The sequence below is a fragment of the Streptomyces sp. NPDC101178 genome, assembly GCF_044767965.1.
Classification (GTDB): Bacteria; Actinomycetota; Actinomycetes; order Streptomycetales; family Streptomycetaceae; genus Streptomyces.
Window position 1 is genome coordinate 423,895 of sequence record NZ_JBIWOZ010000005.1, and the last position, 24,270, is coordinate 448,164.

Sequence of the window (24,270 nt, forward strand, 5' to 3'; positions counted from 1 at the left end):
GATCCGTCATGGCCGAGCCCTCTCGTACGCTGCCGCAGACCCTCCGCCACTACCTGGCGAACCCTCCGGCCCTGGGCTACCTGGGCGTCGTGCTCGCGGTGTGCGTATGGGTCGCCGCGAACACCTACTCCGCCGCCTCCTCCGGAGACGCAAGCCTCGCCGGCGTATGGGCCTTCCTGGCCACCGCCCCGACCTCGCTTCTGTTCACCTTCCTGTTCACCTTCGCGGGCCCCATAGGCCTGATAGGCATCCCGATCGGCGCCGTCGTCCAGGCTGTCGCGCTCGGCGCTCTGTACCGCTACGTCACCGAGCGACGCGCCCACGGAACCGCGAACGGCATCAGCAGCGCCTGAAGGTGGAGACCGGCTCACTGTCCCTCTCCTCCTGACCGAAGCCGGTCTCGGTCAGGCGGCAACTCCTCAGCACGGGCGGGCCGAATGACCACCGGCCGGTCGCGCAGTCACACGTGCTGGCCTCGGTCGGTGACAGTGAGCCCGAGTTGTTCGGCGTCGGGCCGCCCGACGGACCGGATGGAGGACGCGGGACGCCCCAGTCAGTCCTTGATGTCGACGACGATCTGCTTGCCCTTGGTGGTGATGTCGTACGCGGGGTCCGGGGCTCCATCAGGCGCGGCGATACCGATGGCAACAGACAACTCGCCCTCGAAGTGCCAGAGGTGACGCACCTCCATCACGCGCTCGTTGCCGGCCGGGGAGGCGAAGTGGCTGTCCGGGCTGGCTCCGACGAAGGCGATCCGGAGGAACTTGCTGCCTCGGATATCGATCGGCCTGCCTTCCCCGTTCTCCAGCCTCTCCTCGTAGGTGTCCAAGTGATCAGGCGCAGGGCCACTGAAGGTGAAGGTGACCCGATCGCCCTCCGCAGTCTCCGTCACCTTGACTTCCGTCACTTTGGGCAACTTCGCGTTGTGTGCCTCTTCTTCAGCCTCACCGGACGAGCCATCGACCGATTCGGACGCCGAGGCCGAGGCCGATTCGGACGCCGAGGCCGACGGAACGTCCGAGGGCTCCGGCGACGAGGTGGTCGCCACGGGTTTCCCCTGAGGATCCTCCGTCTCTCCGCTGCCACCACCTCCGCAGGCCGTCAGCGCGATCATGGCCGCCGACGCCAACACGGCATTCGGCCAGCGGACTATGTGTCGGACTCGCATGAAGTCGCGCCTCCTAGGTCGCCCAGCTCTCGTCCCGATCAGCTGCCCCTTGACCGTTCTTTTACTCGAACAGATTCGGACTCGAACTCACAGGGACATGAACTGCGGCACCATCCGTGACACCAATTCCGCACATCAGGCAGCTGGGTCAGCCTCGTTCACCATCGCGCTCCGGGCTCCGGGCTCGGCGCTCGGCGCTCGGCGCTCGGCGCTCGGCGCTCGGCGCTCGGCGCTCAAGCTTCGGGGCTTAGCGCTCGGAGTGGGGGCGTTCACTCTTCCTCGTGTACGGGTACGGGCTCACGGCCCGAAGCTCGGGTCCCGGGATTCGGGCCTCGGGACGCGAGCTTCGAGGTTCGAGCACCTTCTTTAACCGGCAGGTAGATGCAGGGGGTTGGGAAAACCTCCCCTACCTCCCTGACCCGTAACGGCGAGCAAGTATGACTAATCGTGACAGCTTGCGGCGGAGCGTCACGAGTGCTTACGGTTCGAGAACCAATCGACCCCGACATGGTGTTCGCAGCACCAGGCCGGGGTCTGACCGCAAGATCGCAACCCTAGAAAGACGATCCCGTGGCTACCCAGCACCCTAGCTCCGCCCTGCAGTCCCCCGCACTTCCCACCACGTACCCGATGGCCAACCCCGGCTACGGCAAACGCTCCGCACCCCACCAACACCCCCGCACAACCCAGGACTTCGCGCTCCTGCCGGTACGTGAGCGGTACGTTGCCGGGTTCGTCGACCACCTGCCCGAGGGCGCGGCGATGAGCGTGAAGCAGCTCGCCAAGCAGGTGCCGCTCTACGGTCAGCAGGCGATCTCCTCGGCGTTGACGGCCCTGTCGGTGGCCGGTCATCTGCGGCGTGTACGGTGCCCGGTCAGCGCGGGCGACGAAACCAGGTGGGTCTCCCGCACGTTCTGGTCCCGCACCGCACGCGACAACGAGTGGTGGACCACCTACCTCACCGCCCAGGCGGCGGGCCCGGAACCGGAGGCGACCACCCCGCCGCCACCCTGGGTCCCGGACGAAGAACCCCCACCCCAGACCTCGAACACGGAACCCGAGCCTCCCGCGACGAACACGGCCCCGGCAGCACCCCGCACCCCCGAGGCGGGCCCGTCCCCGGCCTACCTCGCCTTGGCGCGCCTGGGCCGCAACGACCACCGCCTCGCGCTCTCCGCCGACGACTGCGCCGCCCTCGAAGCCCAGGCGGCCGAGTGGTTGGCCCGGGGCGTGAGCGTCGACCACCTCACCAGCGCACTCACCGCAGGACTCCCCGCCGAGATCGGCTACCCCGCCGGCCTCATCCGCCGCCGCCTCACCGACAAAATGCCACCCCACCTACCGACCGAGAACACCACACCCAACACCCCAGCCCCGGCCCACCGCGTCCTGATGGAATGCACCGACTGCGGCCGCCCCGGGAAGCCAGAAGCACTCCCCGACGGCCTCTGCCGCCCCTGCCGCACAACCCACAACCAAACAAGCGCCGAAACCCCAGACCCCCCAAAGGCGACGGAGCCACCGACATCAAGACCCACATGACCAACCTCCGCGACCTGTTCAGAACCGCCTGAAGCCGATGACCGGGGTCCGTCGCGGGGGCAAATGCCGATACCGGGCAGGGGCGGAAGCGTTGTTCGGTGGCTGATCTGCGGGACTCGCCGACGCCGCCCTACGGGACAGAATGGCGGGATGAGCGACGAGAAGACGCGGCCGAGCAGCTGCTCGACCCGGAGTTCATTGAGGTCGGAGCTTCGGGTCGGCGGTGGACGTACGAGGAGACGCTCGCCGCGCTCCCTGAGATGAGCGGCGCAAGCACAAAAGGGCCCGCGCCATGAGCCGTCCAACATGACCGGAGTCGTACTGGCGCCCGGCCTGGTGCACCTCACGTACGAGAGCGACCCCGGCGGCAACCGGGCCCGCCGAAGCTCACTGTGGCGAAGGAGGCATGGTGAGTCAGTGTGGAGGATGTACTACCACCAGGCGACGCCGGTCCCGGCGGGTGTAGAGCAGAATCTGTCGTGACGAACACGGCTGCCAGCAGACACCTTTCGCGAAGAAGGGGAGATATGTCAGATTCTCAAGAAGTAAGTAAAAACGAGCCTCCGGCCGCCTAAAACTGCAGGTCACGAACTGTCGTCCCCGCGCGTGCGGGGGTGTTCCCTGTAACGAGGTTAATCGCTGCACGACTGTATGGTCGTCCCCGCGCGTGCGGGGGTGTTCCCCGGTCGGCAATCAGCTTCGCCGCGGAGTAGACGTGGTCCCCGCGCGTGCGGGGGTGGTCCCGGGAGGAGCTGGCCGAGGAAAGGGACGGGCTTGTGGTCCCCGCGCGTGCGGGGGTGATCCCTTCTCCAAGTCCCACGTGTCCGGCTGGACGTCGTGGTCCCCGCGACTGCGGGGACGCCCCCACACCCCCAACCTCCCCGCAACCCGGCCCCCAGGCACCACCCCCGCAACGTCCCCGGCGCAGTGAAGTACAACTAGGGAACGGCTCATCGCCCAGAAAGTGGTCCAGGTGATGAGCGAACCAGCGTGTCCGTCAGGTCGGGTGGGGGCGGTTGTGGGCTTGAGGGAAAAGGCAGGGCGTATGCGAAGGGCTTCAGCTCCAATGGTGAGAGAGGCCGAGGCGCGTTCTGCCGGGCCGGCCCCAGCCGCACCCGCCTTGCCCTGGCCGCGCGCCAAGATACGCAGCGTCCTCCTCTCCCTGGGCGCCGTCGTCTCGTTGGCCGGGTGTGTGGCCCAGCAGGGCGACATGTGCACCCTCAGCGCCATGGACTCGGCCGTCTCCGTCGTTTGGCGGCCGGCCGACTTCCAAGGGTCCGGCGGGGCCACCCTTCGGGTCTGTGTGGACGGCTCCTGCGAAGAGCGTGCCTCCGGTGATCCCAGCGAGCCGATCGGGCTGGCGTCGGTGCGGCTTCCGCAGGACGTCGGGGCCAGGAAGCTGCCCGTCCAGCTGACCGTCACTCCGGCCGACGGGGGTAGGGCGGTCACGCACACCGCGCAGGCCCAGCTGACCGCGGAGCATCCCAACGGGCCGGACTGCGACCCCGTCGCCTGGGTTGCCTCCTTCCGTGCCGATCCGGACAAGGGGCTGGTCTCCTCGGAGGGCTTTCACTTCCAGGAGGATTAGCCGTTCTACGAGGGGGGCGGCGCCGCCTTCGCCCTCAGGCCCAACCTGTCGTGCTGGTCCGTGATCGCCTCCGGGTGTGCGGCCAGCAAGCGGCCCGCCACCGGGAGCGGCATCCGGATCACCACCGGTTGCGGGAGGGTCAGTTCGCGTTCTGCCGACCCCGTACGGGACGGTCGTGCGCGGTTCGCCACCCTCGCCACCACCCGTACATCCAGCGTGAACTGGACCAGCACCGACGCGAACTTCGGCTTGTGCAGCGGCATCGATCCCGCCCCGTGAGCCGAAGCGCCCGTTGCCGAGCCCGAGCCGCCCGTGTTGGCCATCAACTGGTTGAGGCGGAACTCGTCGGCGTTCAGGACTCCGGCGCCCAGGAGGCCTCGGGCCTGTCTGCTCCGCTCGGCCGCGCTCTGGCCGTCCGTCTGGGTCGGGCGCGGGGCGCCCAGGTGGCTCTGTGCCGCCGTTTCGAACGTCATCTTGTCTCCGGCGCCCAGCACGCGGCCTGACCGCAGGCGGGCGTGGACCGATGCCCGGAGGTCCTGGCCCGTTGCGCCGCTCGCGTGGACCGGAGGCAGCTCCGCTCCGGCGTTGGTGAGGAGGGGCAGGGCCGCGATCAGCCACTCCGTGGAGACCGCCTCGCCCAGCGTGTACGCGGCGGCCTGGCCCTTGTCGCGGAAGCGGTCGTTGCCGCCTGCCGCGCGGATGGCCGTGGACACCAACTCCCGTACGCGTGCCGCCCCCTGGAAGCCGTTCACCTGCGCTTCCATCGGGAGCGGCACCCCGGCCGCCCGCCATGTGCCCAGTCCGGCCCCGGCCGAGGCGCCCGCGTCGGTGCCGGAGCCGGGAGCGGGGCGTGGCGCGCGGCGAGGAGTCGTCACGCGGGACAGGGCCTTGAGGTCCTCCTCCAGGGCTCGGTGGACCAAGGACGTGCGGCCGAGGCCTGCCACGGCCAGCCTCCTTGCGCCCTGGTGGAGTTCCAGGGACGGCACGACCGGGACCCGTATCTTCGCCGACTTGGCCGTCTTCGCCTCCGCCACCGTCTTCATGCCCAGCTGGCCACGGGCCGCCCCGCCTCTGCGGCGGCCGGAGCCGGAGGCAATACCTAGCCCGGCCGCTCCGCCCGTGCTCTTCAACTGGCCCGCCCCGCCGTCGGGTTTGCCGGAGCCCGCGAGGATGCCCTCCACGCCCGCCGTCTCGCCCTCGTCGTGGGAGGTGGACTGCTGGGCGACCGCCGACGTGATGTACTCCATGTCCCGGCCGTCGTCCGCCTCCCCGTCCCAGACGCCGTCGCCGACGCGGTCGACCTTGAACACCGCCCAGTACGGCGTCTTACGGCCGTCCAGCAGCTCCACCGTCACCCCGCCGTCCATCGCGCTCGCCAGCAGACCGGTGGAGCCGTCCCGGTCCAACACCCGCAGCAGACGTTGCACGTTGTCGTTGCGGTCCCGTAGTTGCTGCCTCGGCAGCAGGTCGTCGGCGAGGTCCTGTCGGCCCGTCAGCGACAGCGTGTCGCGCAGGCCGGACAGCAGCGGGACGAAGTCCGGTACGTCCTCGATCATGCCGAAGCCCAGCGGGAGCGCGCGGGACAGGGCCGGTCTCGGGCGGGGCGGACCACTGCCTGCGCGTGCGCCGGCGGCCGATGTCTCCGCGCGCTCGCTCGGGGCCTCCACCTTCAGCGCCTTCCGTGCCGAACCCGGCAGGTCCATTCCCGCCGCCCGCAGCTGTTCCGCCGTCAGCCACACCGCCGCCGCGCCCGGCAGCGTCCGGCCCGCGCTCGCCACGTACGGGCCGCCGCCCGTCACCTTGACCTCCGCCACCATCGTGACCAGCAGATCGCACCGGACCAGGTACAGCGGGGCCTTCTTCGGGGTGTGGGCGTTGCGCTCCACCGTTCCCGCGACCGTGGCCGCCTCCGTGTCGCCCGTGCTCGTCGCCCCGTACGCCGACAGGCCCTCGCCGACCCGCCATTCCGGGCCGTTCTGTACGAGGGTGGCCCCGGCCTGCACCGTGGTGGAGGTGCCCTCGCCCTGCTGGCCGCCCGCCTGGTGGCCGCCCAGGATGAACGTCTCCGTGCCGGGGCCCGATGCCTCGTGCACCAACTGAGGCGAGGACAGGGCCAGTCGGGTGCCCACCGCTCCGTTCAGGGCCGCCATACGGCGTGGGTGGCGCAGGTTCTTCACCACCCAGCCCGACGATGCCGCCTGCCGCAGCGACGCCGTGATCGCGCGCGGGCTGAACCGCTCCTCCACCGCCAGCCGGGGCGCCAGACCTTCCGTCCCCAGCGCCTCGTCCCGGCGGCCCGCCTCGCCTCGCGCGGCGGCCCGGGACAGCAGCGCCAGGGCGAGGTCGCGCACCGGCTGACCGTCGCCGAGCGTCTCCACCAGCTGCCAGTCCCGTACCAGCCGCCCGGCCGTCGGCACCGGCGCAAGGGCTGCCAGGTCGCCGATGCCCGACGCGCCGGTCACCGGCCGCTCGGGGCCGGGAGCCTGGCCGGCGCCGGCGTCCAGCCGCGCCTTCTCCTCCGCGCCGACCGTGAACTCCGCCGGAGTCAGCAGCCGTACGTCCTGTTCCTCCAGGTGCAGGCCGGAGAGCAGCCGTGGCTCCGGGGCGTCCCTGCCTGGAGCGCCCGGGGTCAGCGCGCGGGTCAGCTTCCGCTGCCGTGAGGTCATCGTGACGTCCACGTTCAGCCGCAGCGCCGCCCCGAACGCGCTCGCCTGCTCCGAACCGTTGGTCAGCACGTCGGTACGGGTCGTGGGGCCGGCCTGGTTGCGGCGCGTGCCGGAGCTCTGCCGCTCGTAGCGGGCCGAGCCGGTCAGCACGCCCGGGATCAGCCGCGCCTGAGCCAGCACCATGCCGCCGATCGAGCGGGAACTACCGCGCCCGGTCTGGGCGTTGGCCGCAACACCGGCATGGGCGCGCACCAGCCAGTCGTCGATCTCGCCGAGATGGTGCGCCTCGCCCATCGTTCCGTGCACCCGCAGCTGTACGTCATGGGAGTGCATCGCGGTCTTGCGCCGCAGCCGGACCCGGATCCCCGTCGACAGCAACTGATTTTTGTTCACACGGAGGTTGGCCTCGGAGAGCGCGGCGGTCAGCTCGCGGTAGTTGGCCCGCTGCGCCGCCGCCTCCTCCCGGCTGAGACCGGCCGGAGGCGGCGTGGCGCCGAAGGCGGGGAGGTAGCCGGCCAGCCGGGGGTCGGTGGCGAACAGCTGCCGTACGGCCTTCATCATCGGTGCGGTGTCCAGGCGGCCCAGCGTCACGCTCGAACCCGTCGCGCCGAAGGGCAGGTGCCGTTCCTCCTCCCCGCTCTCCGGCTCCTTGACGAACTCGCCCGCCTCCACGCCCGGCGGCAGCGGCAGCCCCAACTCCCGTGCCTCGTCGGCCCGCAGGCTGATCCAGACCCGCATCGAGTGCGTGGCCACCCGCGCCTCGGGGCGCAGGATCATCCGCATCGACCGAGGGCCCGTCCCCTCCACCGTGAACTGCACGGTCCCCGTGTACAGCGCCTTCTCGCCCCGCACCTCCGCGCCCTGGCGGCTGGAGACCGTCTGCTCGTTCACGCTGAACCGGGCCTTGCGCGCGGCGGCCACGGGCATCGCGGTGGCCCGTACCACCGCCGCGTTCGCCGCCGCGCCGACGCCGATCGCCGGGCCGACGCCGCCCGCGACGGACCGGCCCTTGCCCGCCGACTCGGTCGCGGTGTGCTGGGCCTGCTGGTGGGTACGGAGCTGGGTCTTCCCGGTCGACCAGGCCGGGGTCAGGCCGGTGACGGCGGCGCGCATGCGGTAACTGCCCGCGCTGCTGCCGTCCTTGGAGTACAGGTCGTCGCCGGTGACGCCGTCGCCGCCCAGCAGTCGCGGCAGGTCCTCCAGCACGGTCGCGGTGGCGGTCGCCTCGTACAGCCGGGAGCGGCCGGGGGCTCCGGGCGCGGTCAGCGACGGGTGCAGGACGGAGGCGACGGCGTCGAACAGCCCGCCGCCGCCCCGGTGCGGCCCGGCCGTGTCGGAGACGGCCACCGGCGCCAGCGAGTCGGCCATCGCGATCTGCCGCGCCCGCTCCGCGTCCACCGGTTCCGGACGGGCCGGAGCACCGGTCCCCGCCGGGATCAGGTGCTCCGTCGGCACCCGCTGGGTCAGTCCTCCCGAGCCCCGGAAGACCTGCTCGTCCCCGCCCGCCTGCCGCCGCACCCGTACGACGTACACCACCCGGCGCGCGACCTCCACCGAGCCCTTGTCGCTCCGCAGCACCCGCGGCTCGGCCACTCCGCGCTGCGAGCGGGAGTCCCGCGAGGAGTGCCAGGGCTGCACGCTCCCCGTCGCCGCCGCGCCCAGCCACAGCCCCGGCGCGACCGGCGCGAGCCCGAACACCGTGCCGCCCACGCCCGTGCTGGAGGAGGTGCCGACCGAACTGCCGCTCGCGGCGACGCTGTTGTGCTGGACGTCGACCTTGGTCTCCTTGCCCTCCGCGTCGTCCACGGCGGCGAGCGGCGCCCCGCCCGGGTCCGGCGCGGCCGTGGCGAGATCGGCGGCCGGGTGGAACGTAGGCGGCCGGTCGTCCGGCGCCGGCGCGATGCTCACCGTCACATCGAACCCGCCGCCACCGCCGGCGCTCTCCCCGCCCGGCCCGCCCTCCACCGCGAACGCCCGTCCCCGGCCGAAGAACGACTCCGGGCGCCCGGCCAAGTCGGCCGCGATCCCCGCCACCGTGCCGTCGCCGTGCCCGACCACGGCCGCCACCGCGTTGCGGACGAACTCGTGCCCGGTCAGCCCGTACGCCGTCGAGAGCCCGCCCGCCTCCAGGTCCAGCAGGTACGGCGGCAGGACGAGACCCTGCTCGGCCCGCTCGTCGATGGCCGGTGGCGGCGCGGCCGGGCGCCTTCCGCGTCGTAGCGCGCGTGTGGTGGCCTCGTTGCCCAGGGTCTGCTGCATGGCCCGCAGGTCGCGGGGGCCGCCGCCGAGGACGCCCGGACCGGCCGGACGCGCCGTCCGGGGCGCGCGCACGGCGGCCCCGGACTCGGACACGCCCCGCGCGCTCGCGCTGGAGCCGCCGTCCCCGCCACCGCTCCCGCCGTCGCTCCCTGACCGCTGCTGCCTGCGCACAGCGTCAACGTAGCCAGCGGCAGAGCCCCCCACGCCCGATCCGCGGGCCCGGCGGCCTTTCGCCGCCGACTCCACATCAGTACGTCAACTCCCGTACATCGAACCGTCCGTACCCGCCCGGACCGGCCTCACCCCAGCCCCTCCTCCACCAGCCTCGCCCACTGCGCCACCACCCGCGCGCGCCGGGCCGTGTCGTCGGTGAGGAGGTTGGCGAGGCCCAGGCCGCGGGCCATGTCCAGCAGGCCCTGGACCGTCTCGCGGGCGCCGGGGCGGGACTCGTCGGCGCGCAGGAGTTCGACGGCGATGCGGTGCGTCTCGCGGCCGACCCGCGCCTCCAGCTCCGTCACGCGCGGGCGCAGCTGCTCCTCGTTCGAGGCGGCGACCCAGAGCTGGAGCGCGGCCCGGAACAGCGGTCCGGTGTACAGGTCCACCAGCGCCGCGACCACCTCCGCGCGGCCCTGCACGGGGAGCGCGCGCAAGGCGGCGGACCGCTCCTCCGCCACGTACTCCACCGCCCCCGTGAACAGGTCCTCGCGGGTCGGGAAGTGGTGCTGGGCCGCACCGCGCGAGACCCCGGCCCGCTCCGCGACGACCGAGACGGTGGAGCCCGCCCAGCCGTGTTCGGCCAGGCAGGCCACCGCCGCTTCCAGGAGCCGCTGCCGGGTCGCCCGGCTGCGGTCCTGCTTGGGCGCGTGAGCAGCCCGGGAAGCAGAGGAGGAAGAGGTCACCGCACCCATGCCGGGTCCCGTCGTTCGAGGAAGGCCGTCATCCCCTCCCTCGCCTCGTCGGAGGCGAACAACGCGGCGGATCGGGCGATGAGGTCTTCGGCGTACTGGTCGAAGCTCCTCAGCACCGTAGCCGTGACCAGCTCCTTCGATGCGGCCAGCCCCTGCGGTGACGCTCTGCGCAGCCCGTCCAGGACCGGTACGAGCGCCTTGTCCACGTCCTCTGCGGCCACCGTGACCAGGCCGATCCGTGCCGCCTCCGCCGCGTCGAACCGCTCACCGGTGAGGTAGTAGCGGTTCGCGGCCGTACGGTCCACGCGCGGCAGCAGCGTCAGCGAGATGACCGCCGGGGCCAGGCCCAGCCGCGATTCCGTGAGCGCGAAGGAGGACGCCTCGCCCGCCACCGCGATGTCGCACGCGGCGAGCAGGCCGAGGCCCCCCGCCCGGACGTGCCCGTCGACCCGGGCCACCACCGGCTTCGGCAGCGCCACGACCTCCCGCATCAGCCCCACGAACGCCTCCGGGTCCGGTGGCGCCTTCAGATCCGCCCCGGCGCAGAACGTCGACCCGGTGTGGGCCAGCATCACCGCCCGTACGGTGTCGTCGGCGGCGGCCGCCGCCAGCGCCTCCCGGAGCTCGGCCACCAGCGCGGCCGAGAGCGCGTTGCGGTTGGCCGGGGAGTCCAGGGTCAGCGTCGCCACACCCCGGTCCCGCGCCCGTGCGATCAGAGTCACCGTTCCTCCGTCTTCTCCGCCTTCTCCCGGTCGCGCAGCTCGCGCCGGAGGATCTTGCCGGAGGCCGCCCGGGGCACCGCCGCGACGAACTCGGCCTGCCGCACTTTCTTGTACGGCGAGACCCGTTCGGCGACGTACGCCATCACGTCGTCCGTGGTGAGGCTCTCCGCCGCCGGGCCCCGGACCAGGAACGCCTTCGGGATCTCGTTGCCCTCGGCGTCGTACACGCCGATCACCGCCGCGTCCGCCACCTGCTCATGGGTCAGCAGCAGGGCCTCCAGCTCGGCCGGGGCGACCTGGTACCCCTTGTACTTGATCAGCTCCTTCACCCGGTCGACGACGTACAGCCAGCCGTCCTCGTCCGCCCGGCCGACGTCCCCCGTGTGCACCCAGCCGTCCGCGTCGATCATGTCGGCGGTGGCGTCCGGGCGGCCGAGGTAGCCCTTCATCACCTGCGGGCCCCGGATCAGGATCTCGCCGTCCTCGCCCGGTTCCGCGTCCCGCGTCGGGTCCTCCAGCGCCACGATCCGCATCTCGGTGTTCGGCAGCAGCTTGCCCACCGTGCCCGGCGGCGGCTGCTCCACGGAGAGCGGCACCACATGCGTACCGGGCGACAGCTCCGTCATCCCGTACGCCTGCCGCACCGGCGGCAGTCCCAGCCGGGCCGAACACGCCTGGGCCAGCTCGGCGTCGAGCGGAGCGGCGGCGCTGACGATGTACCGCAGCGAGGACAGGTCGTACTCACCCACCAGCGGGTGCTTCGCCAGTGCCAGCACGATCGGCGGAGCCACGTACAGACCGGTGATCCGGTGCGTCTGGATGGCCTCCAGGAACTGCGCCAGGTCGAAGCGCGGCAGGACGACGACGGTGGAGCCGCAGCGCAGGGGCGCGTTCATGAGCGCCGTCAGGCCGTAGATGTGGAAGAACGGCAGGACCGCCAGAATCCGGTCACCCTCCCCCATCGGGATGAACGGTCTCAGCTGCTCCAGGTTGGTCCCGATCGACCGGTGCGTCAGCATCACGCCCTTCGGCGTGCCGGTCGTGCCGGAGCTGTACGGGAGCGCCGCCACGTCCTCGCCGGGGTCGATGGCGACGGCGGGCTCGGGCGCGGTGGAGGCGAGCATGTCCAGGATGGAGGTGTGGCCCTCCGCCTGGTCGCAGACGTAGATCTCCTGGACGCCGCCGGTGAGTTCGGCCGCCCGGCGGGCCGTCTCCAGCAGCGGGGAGACGGTCACGATCCACTGCGCCCCGCTGTCGGCCAGCTGCTTGGCGAACTCCTCGGCCGTGGCCAGCGGATGGACCGTCGTCACTGAGGCGCCGGCGCGGGTGGCGCCGTAGAAGACCGCCGGGTACGCGATGGTGTTCGGGCTGTGCAGGGCGAGCACGTCACCCTTCCTGAGCCCGGCCTCCGCGAGTGCGGCGGCGATGCGGCGGTGGAAGCCGTCGAGCTGGGCGTACGTGAGGGACATGCCGTTCGTCCCGTCGATCAGGGCGACCGTGTCACCGAAGCCGGCCGCCTCGCCGAGGACCGCTTCGTGGATGGGCACATCGAGGGCCGGTACATCTGCGTACTCACTGCGGAACACCATGGCGGTCAACCCCTGTCGTCGCGGTGGCCCGCGCTGCCCGGGAGGCGGCGCGGGACGCCGTGCGGGTGGTGCGGAGAGTCAGAATCGCCCCTGGGGGAGGGAAAGGGGGAGAGGTCGGACGGGTTTCTTCGCCCCTGGCACGGCTAGTACGACTTCGGCAGGCCCAGCGACTGGTGCGAGACGTAGTTCAGGATCATCTCGCGGCTGACCGGCGCGATCCGGGCCACGCGCGAGGCGGTGATCAGCGAAGCCAGGCCGTACTCCCTGGTCAGGCCGTTGCCGCCGAGCGTGTGGACCGCCTGGTCGACGGCCTTCACGCACGCCTCGCCTGCCGCGTACTTCGCCATGTTCGCCGCCTCGCCCGCCCCGATGTCGTCGCCGTCGTCGTAGAGCCGGGCAGCCTTCTGCATCATCAGCCGCGACAGCTCCAGGTCGATGTGGGCGGTGGCGAGCGGGTGCGCGATGGCCTGGTGGGCGCCGATCGGGTCCTTCCAGACCTGGCGCGTACGGGCGTACTCGACGGCCCTGCCGAGCGCGAACCGGCCCATCCCGATGCCGAACGCGGCCGTCATGATCCGCTCGGGGTTCAGCCCGGCGAAGAGTTGGAGCAGGCCCGCGTCCTCGTCGCCGACCAGCGCGTCGGCGGGCAGCCGTACGTCGTCGAGGACCAGCTCGAACTGCTTCTCCGGCGCGTGGAGTTCCATGTCGATCGGGCGGCGGCCGAACCCCTCGGTCTCGCGCGGGACGATGAAGAGGCAGGGCTTGAGCTTGCCGGACCGGGCGTCCTCCGTACGGCCGACGATCAGCGTGGCGTCGGCTATGTCCACACCCGACACGAAGACCTTGCGGCCGGTGAGGACCCAGTCGGCGTCCGGTCCCGTGCCGTCGCGGCGGGCGGTGGTGGTGATCCGGTGCGAGTTGGAACCGGCGTCCGGCTCGGTGATGCCGAAGGCCATGGTGAGCGTGCCGTCGGCCAGGCCCGGCAGCCACGTCCGCTTCTGCTCGTCCGTGCCGAAGCGGGCGATGACCGTGCCGCAGATCGCCGGGGACACGATCATCATGAGGAGCGGCGACCCGGCGGCCCCCAACTCCTCGAGCACAATGGAGAGTTCGGCCATTCCCCCGCCTCCGCCGCCGTACTCCTCCGGCAGGTTCACGCCGAGGTAGCCGAGCTTGGCGGCCTCCGCCCACAGCTCGTGGGTGTGGGAGCCCTCGCGGATGACGGTGGTCATGTAGTCGCGCCCGTACCGCTTGCCGAGGGCGGCGACGGCGGCGCGCAGGGCCTGGTGCTCTTCGGTTTCGAGAACGGCGGTACGGACGGTGCTCATGCGGTCTCCTCCGTTGCGGGGGCGGGGCCCGGGTCCTCCTGGACCACGGCGAGCAGGGCGCCGACCTCGACCTGGTGGCCGGGGGCGGCGTGCAGGGCGGTGAGGGTGCCGGAGGCGGGGGCGAGGATGCGGTGCTCCATCTTCATCGCCTCCAGCCAGATCAGCGGCTGCCCGGCCACGACGGCCGCTCCGGGGGCGAGGCCCTCCGCGAGGCGGACGACGGTGCCGGGCATGGGGGCGAGGAGCGATCCGGGGTCGGTGCGGGTGGCGGGGTCGGTGAAGCGGGGCAGGACGGTGAAGGTGTACGAGGCTCCGGCGGTGTCCACGTGGACGCGGTCGCCGCCATAGGTGAGGTCGAAGTGACGTGTCACGCCGTTGAGTTCGAGCGAGACGCGGGTGCCGGTGACGGAGAGGACCCGGACGCCGTCCGCTCCGCAGGGCTGCGGGATGCCGGTGCGTGGAGTGCGGTAGGCGATCTCGTGCTCGGTGCCGTCCGGTTCGCGGCGGTAGCGCTTGACCTGGGGCTGCGAGGGGACGTTGCGCCAGGCGCCGAAGCGGGTGGGTGCGGGACCGGAGCCGGGAGTGGTTGCGCGTACGGCGTCCGCGAGGGTGGCGGCGAGGGCGGCGGTGGCGGGATCGCCGTCTCCGGGCGCGGTCAGGTCGGCGAGGTGACGATCGTAGAAGCCGGTGTCGAGGCGGGCCGCCACGAAGTCCGGGTGACGCAACGACCCCACGAGGAGCGCCCTGTTGGTGACTGGGCCGTGGATACGGGCGCGCTCCAGGGCTCCGGCCAGCAGGCGTATCGCCTCCGTGCGCGTCGGGGCGTGGGCGATGACCTTGGCGAGCATCGGGTCGTAGTGGACGCCGATGGTGTCGCCGCCGGCGTACCCGGTGTCCAGGCGCAGGCCGGGCGCGTCCGGCACCTCCAGCGTGAGCAGCGCTCCGGTCTGCGGCTGCCAGTCGCGCGCGGGGTCCTCGGCGTAGAGCCGGGCCTCGACGGCGTGGCCCGACGAGGACGGCGGCTCCGGGGCGGGCAGCGGCTCCCCCTCCGCCACCCGCAGTTGCAGCGCGACCAGGTCCACCCCGAACACGGCCTCGGTCACCGGGTGTTCGACCTGGAGCCGGGTGTTCATCTCCAGGAAGTACGGGCGGCCCTCGGCGGAGACCAGGAACTCCACGGTCCCCGCGCCCCGGTAGCCGACCGCCCGCGCCGCCGCCACCGCCGCGTCGTGGAGCCGGGTGCGCAGGGCGTCGTCCAGGCTGGGCGCCGGGGCCTCCTCGATGACCTTCTGGTGGCGGCGCTGGAGCGAGCAGTCCCGGGTCCCGAGCGCCCACACGGTGTCGTACGCGTCCGCCATGACCTGCACCTCGACGTGCCGGCCCCGCTCCACGTACGGCTCCGCGAACACCTCGCCGTCGCCGAAGGCGGATGCGGCCTCAGCGGCGGCCGCCAGCAACTCACCCGCCAGGGAGTCCAGTTCGCGGACGATCCGCATCCCCCGGCCACCACCACCGGAAGCGGCCTTCAGCAGCAACGGCAGATCGCCGTCACCCGCCGTCGCCGGGTCCACCGGCGCCAGCAGCGGCACCCCGGCCCCGGCCATCAGCTCCTTGGCCCGGGTCTTCGACGCCATCAGCTCGATCGCCTTCACCGGCGGGCCGACCCACACCAGCCCCGCGTCCTGCACGGCGGCGGCGAAGGCGGCGTTCTCGGAGAGGAAGCCGTAGCCGGGGTGCACGGCGTCCGCCCCGGCGGCCAGCGCGGCGGCCACGACGAGGTCGCCGCGCAGATAGGTGTCGGCGGGGGCGGCGCCCGGCAGGCGTACGGCGAGGTCCGCCTCGCGTACGTGCAGGGCGTCGGCGTCCGCGTCGGAGTACACGGCGACCGTGGTGATGCCCAGGTCACGGCAGGTGCGGAAGATCCGGCAGGCGATCTCGCCCCGGTTGGCGACGAGCAATGTGGTGATGGTCATGAGGGCTCCGGGAGAATTCGTCATGCGCGGGTCACATCCGGAAGACGCCGAAGCCGCCACGGGCGCCCTCGACCGGTGCGGTGTGGATCGCGGACAGGCACATCCCGAGGACGGTCCGGGTGTCGCGCGGGTCGATGACCCCGTCGTCGTACAGCCGCCCGGACAGGAACATCGGCAGCGACTCCGCCTCGATCTGCTGCTCCACCATCGCGCGCAGCCCGGCGTCCGCCTCGTCGTCGTACGGCATCCCCTTCGCGGCGGCCGACGCGCGGGCGACGATCGACAGGACGCCGGCGAGCTGCTGCGGGCCCATGACGGCGGACTTGCTGCTCGGCCAGGCGAAGAGGAAGCGCGGATCGTAGGCGCGGCCGCACATGCCGTAGTGCCCGGCCCCGTACGAGGCGCCCATGAGGACCGACAGATGCGGGACCCGGGAGTTGGCGACGGCGTTGATCATCATCGCGCCGTGCTTGACGATGCCGCCCTGCTCGTACTCCTTGCCGACCATGTAGCCGGTGGTGTTGTGGAGGAAGAGGAGCGGGATGTCCCGCTGGTTGGCGAGTTGGATGAACTGGGCGGCCTTCTGCGACTCCTCGCTGAACAGCACCCCCTGCGCGTTGGCGAGGATCCCGACCGGATACCCGTGCAGCCGCGCCCAGCCCGTCACCAGACTCGTCCCGTACAGCGGTTTGAACGCGTCGAAGTCCGAGCCGTCGACCAGCCGCGCGATCACCTCGCGCGGGTCGAACGGCACCTTCAGGTCGCCCGGCACGATCCCGAGCAGCTCCTCCTCGTCGTACTTCGGCGGTTCGGCGAGTCCCGGGTCGGCGTGTGCCTTGCGCCAGTTGAAGCGGGCCACGATCCGCCGGGCCTGGCGGATCGCGTCCTGCTCGTCGACGGCGAAGTGGTCGGCGAGGCCCGACGTACGGGCGTGCATCTCGGCGCCGCCGAGCGACTCGTCGTCGCTCTCCTCGCCGGTGGCCATCTTCACCAGCGGCGGTCCGCCGAGGAAGACCTTGGAGCGTTCGCGGATCATCACGGCGTGGTCGGACATGCCGGGGACGTACGCGCCTCCGGCGGTCGAGTTGCCGAACACCACCGCCACGGTGGGGATTCCGGCGGCGGAGAGCCGGGTGATGTCCCGGAACAGCGCACCTCCCGGAATGAAGATCTCCTTCTGCGAGGGCAGATCGGCGCCGCCGGACTCCACCAGGCTGATGCACGGGAGCCGGTTGGCGAAGGCGATCTCGTTGGCCCGCAGGGCCTTCTTCAGCGTCCACGGGTTGGAGGCTCCGCCGCGTACGGTCGGGTCGTTGGCGGTGATCAGGCACTCGACGCCCTCCACCACGCCGATCCCGGTGATGAGCGAGGCGCCGACCGCGTAGTCGCTGCCCCAGGCGGCCAGCGGTGACAGCTCCAGGAACGGCGTGTCCGGGTCGACGAGCAGCTCGATCCGCTCGCGGGCCGGGAGCTTGCCGCGCCCCCGATGGCGGGTGACGTACTTCTCGCCGCCGCCCGCGAGAGCCTTGGCGTGCTCGGCCTCCAGCGCGGTGAGCTTCTCCAGCAGAGCGGCCCGATTCGCCGCGTATTCAGGACTGTTGGTGTCGAGCGCGGTCGGCAGGACGGTCATGCGGTCACCTCCGGTACGGGATCGGCTTCGTCCAGCAGCGCCGACGGGATCGGCAGCCACCGCGACCGCAGCCACTCCCCCACCGCCTTGGCCTGCGGATCGAACCGGGCCTGCGCGGCGACACCTTCGCCGAGGAGGCCGTGCACGGTGAAGTTCAGGGCGCGCAGGTTGGGCAGGACATGGCGGACGACGGTCAGTTCGGCCGTCTCCGGCAGGAGTTGGCGGAAGCGCTCGACGGTCAGCTCGTGCGCCAGCCACCGCCACGCGTCGTCGTCCCGGACCCAGACACCGACGTTGGCGTCGCCGCCCTTGTCCCCGCTGCGGGCGCCGGCGAGGAGCCCGAGCGGCGCGCGGCGGGTGGGGCGGCCGGAAGGGTACGGGTCGGGCAGCGGCGGGTCATCGGCCTCGGCCAACTCCAGCGTGCGGAGGGGCGGTTCGATGGTGGTGCGGCTTCCGTCCGGCAGCACGGCGGTGTGCTCGACCGCCGCCGTCGGTATGTGGACGGCCTCGAACACTCCGTACGGTGCGCCCTTCCCCGGCGGAGCGGTGACGTGGAAGCCCGGGTAGCTGCCGAGAGCCAGCTCCACGGCGGCCCCGGAGACCGCCCGGCCCACAGCCTCCGCGTCCTGGTCGCGGACGGTGAGCCGGAGCAGCGCGCTCGCCCGCTCCTCGGTGTCGGCGTCGGGACGGTCGGTACGGGCCAGCTCCCAGCGCACCTCGGCCGGCGGCCGCCCGCCGCCGCGCTCCAAGGCCTCGGCGAACTGCTCCTTCACCAGCTCCGCCTTGGCCTCGGTGCCCAGGCCCGTGAGCACGAAGACGACCTCGTTGCGCCAGCCGCCGAGCCGCGTGAGCCCGGCCTTGAGCGTGGGCGGCGGGGCCTCGCCGCGTACGCCGTCGACGCGGACCCGGTCCGGGCCGTCGGGCGTCAGCCGTACGGTGTCGAGACGGGCGGTGACGTCGGGTCCCGCGTACCGGGCTCCCCCGGTCTCGTACAGGAGTTGGGCGGTGACCGTCCCGACGTCGACGACGCCCCCCGTACCGGCGTGCTTGGTGATCACGGCGGATCCGTCGGCGTGGATCTCGGCGAGCGGGAAGCCGGGCCGGCGCACGTCGTGCTCCCCGAAGAAGGCGTAGTTCCCGCCGGTCGCCTGCGTACCGCACTCCAGCACGTGCCCGGCGACCACGGCCCCCGCCAGCGCGTCCAGGTCGTCCGGGCCCCAGCCGAAGTGGGCGGCGGCCGGGCCGGTGACGAGGGCCGCGTCGGTGACCCGGCCGGTGACCACGATGTCGGCGCCGGCCCGCAGGCAGGCGGCGATCCCGGCGCCGCCGAGGTAGGCGTTGGCGGTGAGGAACCCGTCCGGCACGGGCAGGCTGTCGCCTTCGACATGGGCGACGGTGACCGGGACGCCGACCGTGGCCGCCAACTTCCTCACGGCGTCGGCGAGTCCGGCCGGGTTGAGGCCACCGGCGTTGGTGACGATCCGCACGCCGCGCTCATGGGCGAGGCCGAGTCCCTCCTCCAGCTGGCGCAGGAAGGTGGTGGCGTACCCCTTCTCCGGGTCCTTGAGGCGGCTGCGGCCGAGGATGAGCATGGTCAGCTCGGCGAGGTAGTCGCCGGTGAGGACATCGAGCGGGCCACCGGTGAGCATCTCGCGAACGGCGTCGAAGCGGTCGCCGTAGAAGCCGGAGGCGTTCCCGATGCGCAGGGGCGCGGGGGCGTCGCTCATCGGAGTCCGTCCCGCTCCGCGCGCGGCAGGCGACCGGGTCCGGGAGGCCCGGCGAAGGCCTGGGCGATGGAGAGCCACTGGTCGGCCTCTCGCCCCTCTGCGGTGACGGCGAGGTCGGTGCGGTGGGCGCGCTGGGTGACCAGGAGGCAGAAGTCGAGGAGCGGGCCGGTGACACGCTGGGCGGCGCCTTCGGGACCGTACGCGATCAACTCGTCTCCCGGCCCGCGCAGTTCGACGCGGAATTCCTCCCGCGGCGCTTCGATCCCCCGTACCGCGTAGGCGTAGTTCCGGGCCCGTACGCCGATCCGCGCCACGTGCCGCAGTCGGGCGGTGGGGGTACGGGTGGCCCCGAGGGCGTCCGCGATGTCCTGGCCGTGGGCCCAGGTCTCCATGAGCCGGGCGGTCGCCATGGACGCGACGCTCATCGGCGGCCCGTACCAGGGGATCCGGGTCCCGGCGGGGGCGTCCCGCAGCACCTTGTCGAGCCGCTGCCGCCCGTCCCGCCACCGGGCGAGCAGGGCGTCCGGGGCGTGCGCGTGGAGCAGCGCCTCTGCGGCCCGGTCGACGAAGGCCTCGGGGGCGGCGAGCGCCTTGGCCACCTCGTCGCCGAACCGGTCCGGCTCGGTGGCCGCCAGCAGCGCGACCTCGTCGGTCCAGGCGAGGTGCGCGATCTGGTGGGCGACGGTCCAGCCCTCGGCGGGGGTCGGGCCACGCCATCGGCCCGGCTCCAACGTGGCTACCAGCGCGTCGAGTTCGTCGCTCTCCTCGCGCAGATCGTCGACCACCGCTGCGACATCGGACACGTGCGCTCCCCTCGGGACCGGGTGTGGTGCCCAGGAGCATGGCAGCGGATCAGGAAACAATCAAGCACGCTTGCATGATTTTCTGCCCGGCGACCGCCTCCGGGACGGCACCGCGCCACCCGGGGACGGAAAGGCCTAAGGCGTGTCCAGCGCCGGGGCGAGGACGGCGAAGGCCCGGTCCGTCAGCGCGGCGGGATCCTCGGCGCCGCCGCTGTCGCTCCAGCGCCGCAGCACGGTGTCGAAGGCGGCGAGGGCGGCGGCTGCGGGAGGTGTCGGAGGAGGACCGGTGTCCGCTGCCCGTTCCCGGCACCCGCCTGAGGCCCGGGGACCATGTCCGCTTCCCGTTCCCGCCGCCCGCCTGGCACCGGCCGCCGCTGCTAACCTCCGCCGATGACTGCCGAACCGCACCTGGTGAACCCGCACTTCGACGGCGACCGGCTCATCCTGGAGGAGCGCCACGTCGACGGATTCCTCCGCTACGCCTTCCCCGGTACGACGACACCGCCCCCGGGCCCGCTGCGGGCGCTCTCCCTGGACGAGGCCCTGCACGCGCGCATGTGGCCGGCCGGCACGGCGGAGGCCGTCCTGCGGGCCTGGGCGGAGGGGTCCGGCCCGTGCGGGGCGGTGGAGGTCGCGGTGCACGATCCGGCCGCCGTCCCTCCCGTACGGGTCCGGGCCGGGGCGATCGTGATCCGCGACGGGCACATGCTGCTCATCCACTTCCGGCAACCGGACGAGGGCGGCCCGCACTTCGAGATCCCGGGCGGCGGGGTGGAGCCGGGCGAGACGCCCGAGGAGGCCGCCGTACGGGAGCTCCGCGAGGAGACCGGTCTCCACGGGAGCGTCGGGCGCGAGGTGGCGCGGGTCTGGAAGGAGGGCCGGCACGAGCACTACTTCCTCATGGCGGCCGAGGGGCGTCTCGGGGCCCCCGAGACGCTGGACACCTACGGGGGCACCCTCGTCTGGATCCCCGTGGACGAGCTGCCCGCCACTCCGCTCTGGCCGCGCCGGCTGTCCTGGCGGATCGAGCACTGGCACCGGACGGGGTGGCCGGAGCGCCCGGCCGAGCTCGCCGACTCCATCACCGACCTTCAGGCGCGCTGCACCTGGTGACCGCACGGTGGAGACCCGCGCACCGCTCTCCGTAGGGCGGGGCGGCAACTCCGGTCACCGCGAAGGGGAAATGGGCGTCCGGGAAGAGCTGGTAGGGCGACCGGACGCCGAGCGGCCGAAGTGCGGCCGGGAGTCGCCTGTCTTCGACAGCGGGCGTCCGCTCGCACCCGAGGAGACGGATGAGTCGGTGTACCAGCACATCAAGGAACGGGCCGTATGCCGTTGATCACCGGCACGACCGCGGATCACTCCTTGCGCCGCACCCGCGCCTGGCCGCGTACCGCCCCCATGCTCGCCCCGATGACCAGGGCGATGGCGAGGGCGTCCGTCGTGGACAGGGCCTGGTCGAGGATGAGGAAGCCCGCCGTGGCCGCGATCGCCGGTTCCAGGCTCATCATCACCGCGAAGGTGGAGGCGGGCAGGCGGCGCAGGGCCATGAGTTCCAGGGTGTACGGGAGGACCGAGCTGAGGACCGCCACCGCCGCGCCGAGCGCCACGGTGGACGGGACCGTGAGCTTCGCGCCGGACTCCCAGATGCCGAGCGGCAGCGAGAGGACCGCCGCCACCACCATCGCCAGGGCCAGCCCGTCCGCCTGCGGGAAGCGGCGGCCGGTGCGGGCGCTGAAGACGATGTACGCCGCCCACATCGCCCCGGCCCCCAGTGCGTACGCCGCACCGACCGGGTCCAGGCGGTCGAAGCCTCCGCCGCCGAGCAGGACCACTCCGACCAAGGCGAGTCCGGCCCACACCACGTTGATCAGGCGGCGCGAGGCGAAGACGGAGAGCGCGAGCGGGCCGAGCACCTCCAGGGTGACGGCGATACCGAGCGGGATCCGGTCCAGCGCCTGGTAGAACAGCGTGTTCATGCCGCCCATCGCGACGCCGAAGGCGACAACCGTGCCCCAGTCCGCGCGCGAATGGCCGCGCAGCTTCGGCCGGCACACCACCAGCAGGATCAGCGCGGCAGCCGCCAGCCGCAGCGTGACGACGCCCAGCGCGCCCGCCTTCGGCATCAGCAGCGCCGCGACGGCCGAGCCGAACTGGACGGAGAGGCCACCGGCGACCACCAGCACGACCGGCACCAGCGCCCCGCCCTTCCCGGGACCGGGGTCCTTCCGGCCGGCCGCGTCCAGGGCGGGTGCCGCCTCGGGTACGGCGACGGCTGCGGCGGCGGCCGGCTCGGAAGCGCTGGGCTGGACGTTCACGGGCGGCCTTCCGGAGGTACGAGGGGTAGGCGGGCCTCGGGGCCCTCACGCCCACCCACGGTAGAGACCCGCGCGCGTCCCGTGAAATGACTTCTGGGCTCCCGTTATGCTCCGGACGCATGAACCGAAGGAAGCGCGTCCCATGAGCCACCCGGAAGGCGTGGACACCGCGGGCGAACCAGGGACCCCCGCCCGCCCCGCACACGACGCCGCACCCCCCGCACCCCCCACCCGCGCCGTCGAACTCCGCCATCTGCGGGCCTTCCTCGCCGTCGCCGAGGAGGGCAACGTCACCCGGGCCGCCGCGCACCTCGGTCTCACCCAGCCCGCCGTCTCCCGCACCCTCGCCGCACTGGAGCGCCACCTCGGCATCCGGCTCGTCGACCGCTCCACCCACCACCTCGCCCTCACCCCCGAAGGCGTCGCCTTCCGCGACAAGGCCGCCGCCGCGGTCGCCGCCTTCGACGAGGCGCTCGACACCGGGCGGCTGCACCACTGGCCCCTGCGGCTCGGGCACGCCTGGTCGGCCTTCGGCCCGTACACCACACCGCTCCTGCGCATCTGGCAGCAGCGGTATCCGGAGACCCCGCTGGAGCTGCTCCGGATCGACGACCGCACCGCCGGGCTCACCCGCGGCGAGGTCGACGCGGCGCTGCTGCGCGGGCCGGTGGAGGCGCCGGGGCTCGTCACGGAGGTGCTGTTCACCGAAGCCCGGGTGGCGGCGGTGACGGCGGACGGCCCGCTCGCCTCGGTGACGTCGTTGCGCCTCGCCGACCTCGCGGGCGGCCCGGTCGTCCTGAACACCGTCTCCGGCACCACGACCCCCGGTCTCTGGCCGCCGCACGCCGGGCCCGCCGCCACGGTCACCGTCGCCAACACCGACGACTGGCTGGCCGCCATCGCCGCCGGTCGCGGCAACGGGGTCTCGGCCGCCTCCACGGCCGCCATGCACCCGCACCCGGGCGTCGCGTACGTACCGCTCGACGACGCCCCGGGCGTCCCGGTCCTTCTCGCCCGCCGGGACGGCCCGGGCCACCAGGCCCTGCCGAAACTGGCGGAGCTGGCCCGGGAGATCGTGGCGCGGGGGTGAGCCCTGACCCGGCCGCGTACAGCTACTGCAGCACCTCCGGCAGCGTCAGCCGGACGGGGCCGCAGCCGATGCACTCGGCCTCGGCCTCCACGTACTTCGGCAGCAGGGCGCGGACCAGGTTGGTCCCCTCCCCCTTCACGCTGCTGACCGCCTTCATCCGCTCGACCACGAACGCCACCTCGCCGGTCTGGCACTGCGCGAGGTACACCCCGCGCGTCACGCCGATCGAGCCGAACCCCTCGGGGCCGCCCTTCGTACGGTCCAGCCGAGGGCCACCCACCTCCTCCGCCGCCGCTTGCCACCGTCTTCCCCGACGTTCCCCCTTGCGAACCGCGACGACCACCGCAAACGGCTCGACGTTACGCGCGGCCCTTCGCGCGCTCCCCTCTCACCTCACGTGCCCGGCGATCGTCCGTGCGCAGACCAGCGATTCGGTACGGCTGGTGTCGACCTCCACGTCGTAGACCACACCCCGGTGGACCAGCTCCGCCTGCGCCGCCGCCATGCCCACCACCCGGTCGCCGCGAGCGATCTCCCGGCCCGCCGCGACCTCGGCCTCGCACCGCACGCCGACCCACAACACGCCTAGCCCGCGCAGTCGTTCACGCCACCGCCGCTGCCCCGCCGCACCGCTCAGGAACACCTCGTCGACGACGATCCGGGCGCCCGCGCGGGCCATCGCGGCGACCCCCTCGGTCCAGGCGTCCTCCAACTCCCGGAACTCCGGTCCGATACTCACCCCGCCGTCCGGGCCGAAGGCGATCCCGGCGTCCGAGGCCTGGAGGGATGCGGGCATCGCGTCGACCATCGTGTCGGTCCCGAGCGCGAGCCAGGGGTCCGGCAGGACAGACTGCAGGCACCGGACGATCCCGGACTTGCCGGAGCTGGAACCGCCGTTGAGCACGATCACCTGAGTCTTCGACACGCTTCCTCGGCTCTTCGACACGCCTACTCGGCTC

17 protein-coding genes, 3 pseudogenes and 1 CRISPR repeat array are annotated in these 24,270 nt (G+C 72.8%); of the genes and pseudogenes, 6 read left to right on the forward strand and 14 right to left on the reverse strand.

Annotated elements, in window-relative coordinates; all coding sequences use genetic code 11:
• Positions 1 to 8: 8 nt before the first annotated feature.
• Positions 9 to 353, forward strand: a complete 345-nt coding sequence (locus tag ACIRR8_RS17775) for an SCO4225 family membrane protein (RefSeq protein WP_404065184.1) — start codon at positions 9 to 11, stop codon at positions 351 to 353.
• Between the two features lie 200 nt (positions 354 to 553).
• On the opposite strand, the gene ACIRR8_RS17780 is transcribed toward ACIRR8_RS17775, so the two are convergent.
• Positions 554 to 1,048: a hypothetical protein gene (locus ACIRR8_RS17780; RefSeq protein ID WP_404065186.1), complete on the reverse strand. Its 495-nt coding sequence runs from the start codon at positions 1,046 to 1,048 to the stop codon at positions 554 to 556.
• A 690-nt stretch (positions 1,049 to 1,738) separates the two neighbouring features.
• On the opposite strand from ACIRR8_RS17780, the pseudogene ACIRR8_RS17785 reads away from it, so the two are divergent.
• The 3 genes and pseudogenes from ACIRR8_RS17785 to ACIRR8_RS17795 all read left to right on the forward strand — a co-directional run bounded on the left by ACIRR8_RS17785 (position 1,739) and on the right by ACIRR8_RS17795 (position 4,298).
• A pseudogene (locus tag ACIRR8_RS17785) lies at positions 1,739 to 2,742 on the forward strand (MarR family transcriptional regulator).
• Between the two features lie 66 nt (positions 2,743 to 2,808).
• A pseudogene (locus tag ACIRR8_RS17790) lies at positions 2,809 to 3,193 on the forward strand (DUF4440 domain-containing protein).
• Positions 3,194 to 3,303: 110 nt separating this feature from the next.
• Positions 3,304 to 3,571: direct repeats of the CRISPR family, unit length 21 nt; unit sequence GTCCCCGCGCGTGCGGGGGTG.
• A gap of 259 nt (positions 3,572 to 3,830) precedes the next feature.
• The gene (locus ACIRR8_RS17795; RefSeq protein WP_404065189.1) at positions 3,831 to 4,298 is read left to right on the forward strand and encodes a hypothetical protein; all 468 of its coding nucleotides are present in this window, start codon (positions 3,831 to 3,833) and stop codon (positions 4,296 to 4,298) included.
• Positions 4,299 to 4,303: 5 nt separating this feature from the next.
• Here the strand turns inward: ACIRR8_RS17795 and ACIRR8_RS17800 are convergent, their stop codons facing one another.
• From ACIRR8_RS17800 to ACIRR8_RS17845, 10 genes and pseudogenes are all read right to left on the reverse strand, one after another.
• Complete coding sequence (locus ACIRR8_RS17800) at positions 4,304 to 9,394, reverse strand: hypothetical protein (protein WP_404065192.1); 5,091 nt, start codon at positions 9,392 to 9,394, stop codon at positions 4,304 to 4,306.
• 128 nt (positions 9,395 to 9,522) lie between these two features.
• Entirely contained in the window at positions 9,523 to 10,131 is a 609-nt protein-coding gene (locus tag ACIRR8_RS17805; protein WP_404065195.1) for a TetR/AcrR family transcriptional regulator, read from the reverse strand.
• On the reverse strand, positions 10,119 to 10,853 hold the full coding sequence (locus ACIRR8_RS17810) for an enoyl-CoA hydratase family protein (RefSeq protein WP_404065197.1): 735 nt from the start codon (positions 10,851 to 10,853) through the stop codon (positions 10,119 to 10,121). The genes ACIRR8_RS17805 and ACIRR8_RS17810 overlap by 13 nt, the downstream gene beginning before the upstream one ends.
• Positions 10,850 to 12,442 (reverse strand): 4-coumarate--CoA ligase family protein, encoded by a 1,593-nt coding sequence (locus ACIRR8_RS17815; RefSeq protein ID WP_404065200.1) that lies wholly within the window; start codon positions 12,440 to 12,442, stop codon positions 10,850 to 10,852. Before ACIRR8_RS17815 ends, ACIRR8_RS17810 begins: the two co-directional genes overlap by 4 nt.
• Before the next feature lie 143 nt (positions 12,443 to 12,585).
• Positions 12,586 to 13,770 carry an acyl-CoA dehydrogenase family protein gene (locus tag ACIRR8_RS17820; RefSeq protein WP_404065203.1) on the reverse strand — a complete coding sequence of 395 codons (1,185 nt, stop codon included), beginning with the start codon at positions 13,768 to 13,770 and terminating at the stop codon, positions 12,586 to 12,588.
• On the reverse strand, positions 13,767 to 15,743 hold the full coding sequence (locus tag ACIRR8_RS17825; protein ID WP_404065206.1) for a biotin carboxylase N-terminal domain-containing protein: 1,977 nt from the start codon (positions 15,741 to 15,743) through the stop codon (positions 13,767 to 13,769). Before ACIRR8_RS17825 ends, ACIRR8_RS17820 begins: the two co-directional genes overlap by 4 nt.
• A 31-nt stretch (positions 15,744 to 15,774) precedes the next feature.
• Positions 15,775 to 17,373, reverse strand: a complete 1,599-nt coding sequence (locus ACIRR8_RS17830) for an acyl-CoA carboxylase subunit beta (RefSeq protein WP_404065209.1) — start codon at positions 17,371 to 17,373, stop codon at positions 15,775 to 15,777.
• Positions 17,370 to 19,100 carry an acyclic terpene utilization AtuA family protein gene (locus ACIRR8_RS17835; RefSeq protein ID WP_404065212.1) on the reverse strand — a complete coding sequence of 577 codons (1,731 nt, stop codon included), beginning with the start codon at positions 19,098 to 19,100 and terminating at the stop codon, positions 17,370 to 17,372. Before ACIRR8_RS17835 ends, ACIRR8_RS17830 begins: the two co-directional genes overlap by 4 nt.
• Entirely contained in the window at positions 19,097 to 19,903 is an 807-nt protein-coding gene (locus ACIRR8_RS17840; RefSeq protein WP_404065214.1) for a TIGR03084 family metal-binding protein, read from the reverse strand. Before ACIRR8_RS17840 ends, ACIRR8_RS17835 begins: the two co-directional genes overlap by 4 nt.
• Before the next feature lie 135 nt (positions 19,904 to 20,038).
• A pseudogene (locus ACIRR8_RS17845) lies at positions 20,039 to 20,170 on the reverse strand (TetR family transcriptional regulator); the annotation flags it as partial.
• A 123-nt stretch (positions 20,171 to 20,293) separates the two neighbouring features.
• Between ACIRR8_RS17845 and ACIRR8_RS17850 the strand changes: the two are divergent.
• On the forward strand, positions 20,294 to 21,016 hold the full coding sequence (locus tag ACIRR8_RS17850; protein ID WP_404065217.1) for an NUDIX domain-containing protein: 723 nt from the start codon (positions 20,294 to 20,296) through the stop codon (positions 21,014 to 21,016).
• A 245-nt stretch (positions 21,017 to 21,261) separates the two neighbouring features.
• Here the strand turns inward: ACIRR8_RS17850 and ACIRR8_RS17855 are convergent, their stop codons facing one another.
• Positions 21,262 to 22,221: an EamA family transporter gene (locus ACIRR8_RS17855; RefSeq protein ID WP_404065220.1), complete on the reverse strand. Its 960-nt coding sequence runs from the start codon at positions 22,219 to 22,221 to the stop codon at positions 21,262 to 21,264.
• A gap of 142 nt (positions 22,222 to 22,363) precedes the next feature.
• On the opposite strand from ACIRR8_RS17855, the gene ACIRR8_RS17860 reads away from it, so the two are divergent.
• On the forward strand, positions 22,364 to 23,311 hold the full coding sequence (locus tag ACIRR8_RS17860; RefSeq protein WP_404065222.1) for a LysR family transcriptional regulator: 948 nt from the start codon (positions 22,364 to 22,366) through the stop codon (positions 23,309 to 23,311).
• Positions 23,312 to 23,333: 22 nt separating this feature from the next.
• On the opposite strand, the gene ACIRR8_RS17865 is transcribed toward ACIRR8_RS17860, so the two are convergent.
• Both ACIRR8_RS17865 and cpt read right to left on the reverse strand, forming a co-directional pair.
• Positions 23,334 to 23,591 carry a hypothetical protein gene (locus ACIRR8_RS17865; protein WP_404065225.1) on the reverse strand — a complete coding sequence of 86 codons (258 nt, stop codon included), beginning with the start codon at positions 23,589 to 23,591 and terminating at the stop codon, positions 23,334 to 23,336.
• Between the two features lie 108 nt (positions 23,592 to 23,699).
• The gene (gene cpt, locus ACIRR8_RS17870; RefSeq protein ID WP_404065533.1) at positions 23,700 to 24,221 is read right to left on the reverse strand and encodes a chloramphenicol phosphotransferase CPT; all 522 of its coding nucleotides are present in this window, start codon (positions 24,219 to 24,221) and stop codon (positions 23,700 to 23,702) included.
• Between the last annotated feature and the right edge of the window lie 49 nt (positions 24,222 to 24,270).

Bases quoted from the DNA above. Each gene is read 5' to 3' on its own strand.
- ACIRR8_RS17775 (WP_404065184.1), top strand. From the start codon at position 9: ATGGCCGAGCCCTCTCGTACGCTGCCGCAGACCCTCCGCCACTACCTG.
- ACIRR8_RS17805 (WP_404065195.1), bottom strand. From the start codon at position 10,131: ATGGGTGCGGTGACCTCTTCCTCCTCTGCTTCCCGGGCTGCTCACGCG.
- ACIRR8_RS17815 (WP_404065200.1), bottom strand. From the start codon at position 12,442: ATGGTGTTCCGCAGTGAGTACGCAGATGTACCGGCCCTCGATGTGCCC.
- ACIRR8_RS17820 (WP_404065203.1), bottom strand. From the start codon at position 13,770: ATGAGCACCGTCCGTACCGCCGTTCTCGAAACCGAAGAGCACCAGGCC.
- ACIRR8_RS17825 (WP_404065206.1), bottom strand. From the start codon at position 15,743: ATGACCATCACCACATTGCTCGTCGCCAACCGGGGCGAGATCGCCTGC.
- ACIRR8_RS17830 (WP_404065209.1), bottom strand. From the start codon at position 17,373: ATGACCGTCCTGCCGACCGCGCTCGACACCAACAGTCCTGAATACGCG.
- ACIRR8_RS17835 (WP_404065212.1), bottom strand. From the start codon at position 19,100: ATGAGCGACGCCCCCGCGCCCCTGCGCATCGGGAACGCCTCCGGCTTC.
- ACIRR8_RS17850 (WP_404065217.1), top strand. From the start codon at position 20,294: ATGACTGCCGAACCGCACCTGGTGAACCCGCACTTCGACGGCGACCGG.
- ACIRR8_RS17860 (WP_404065222.1), top strand. From the start codon at position 22,364: ATGAGCCACCCGGAAGGCGTGGACACCGCGGGCGAACCAGGGACCCCC.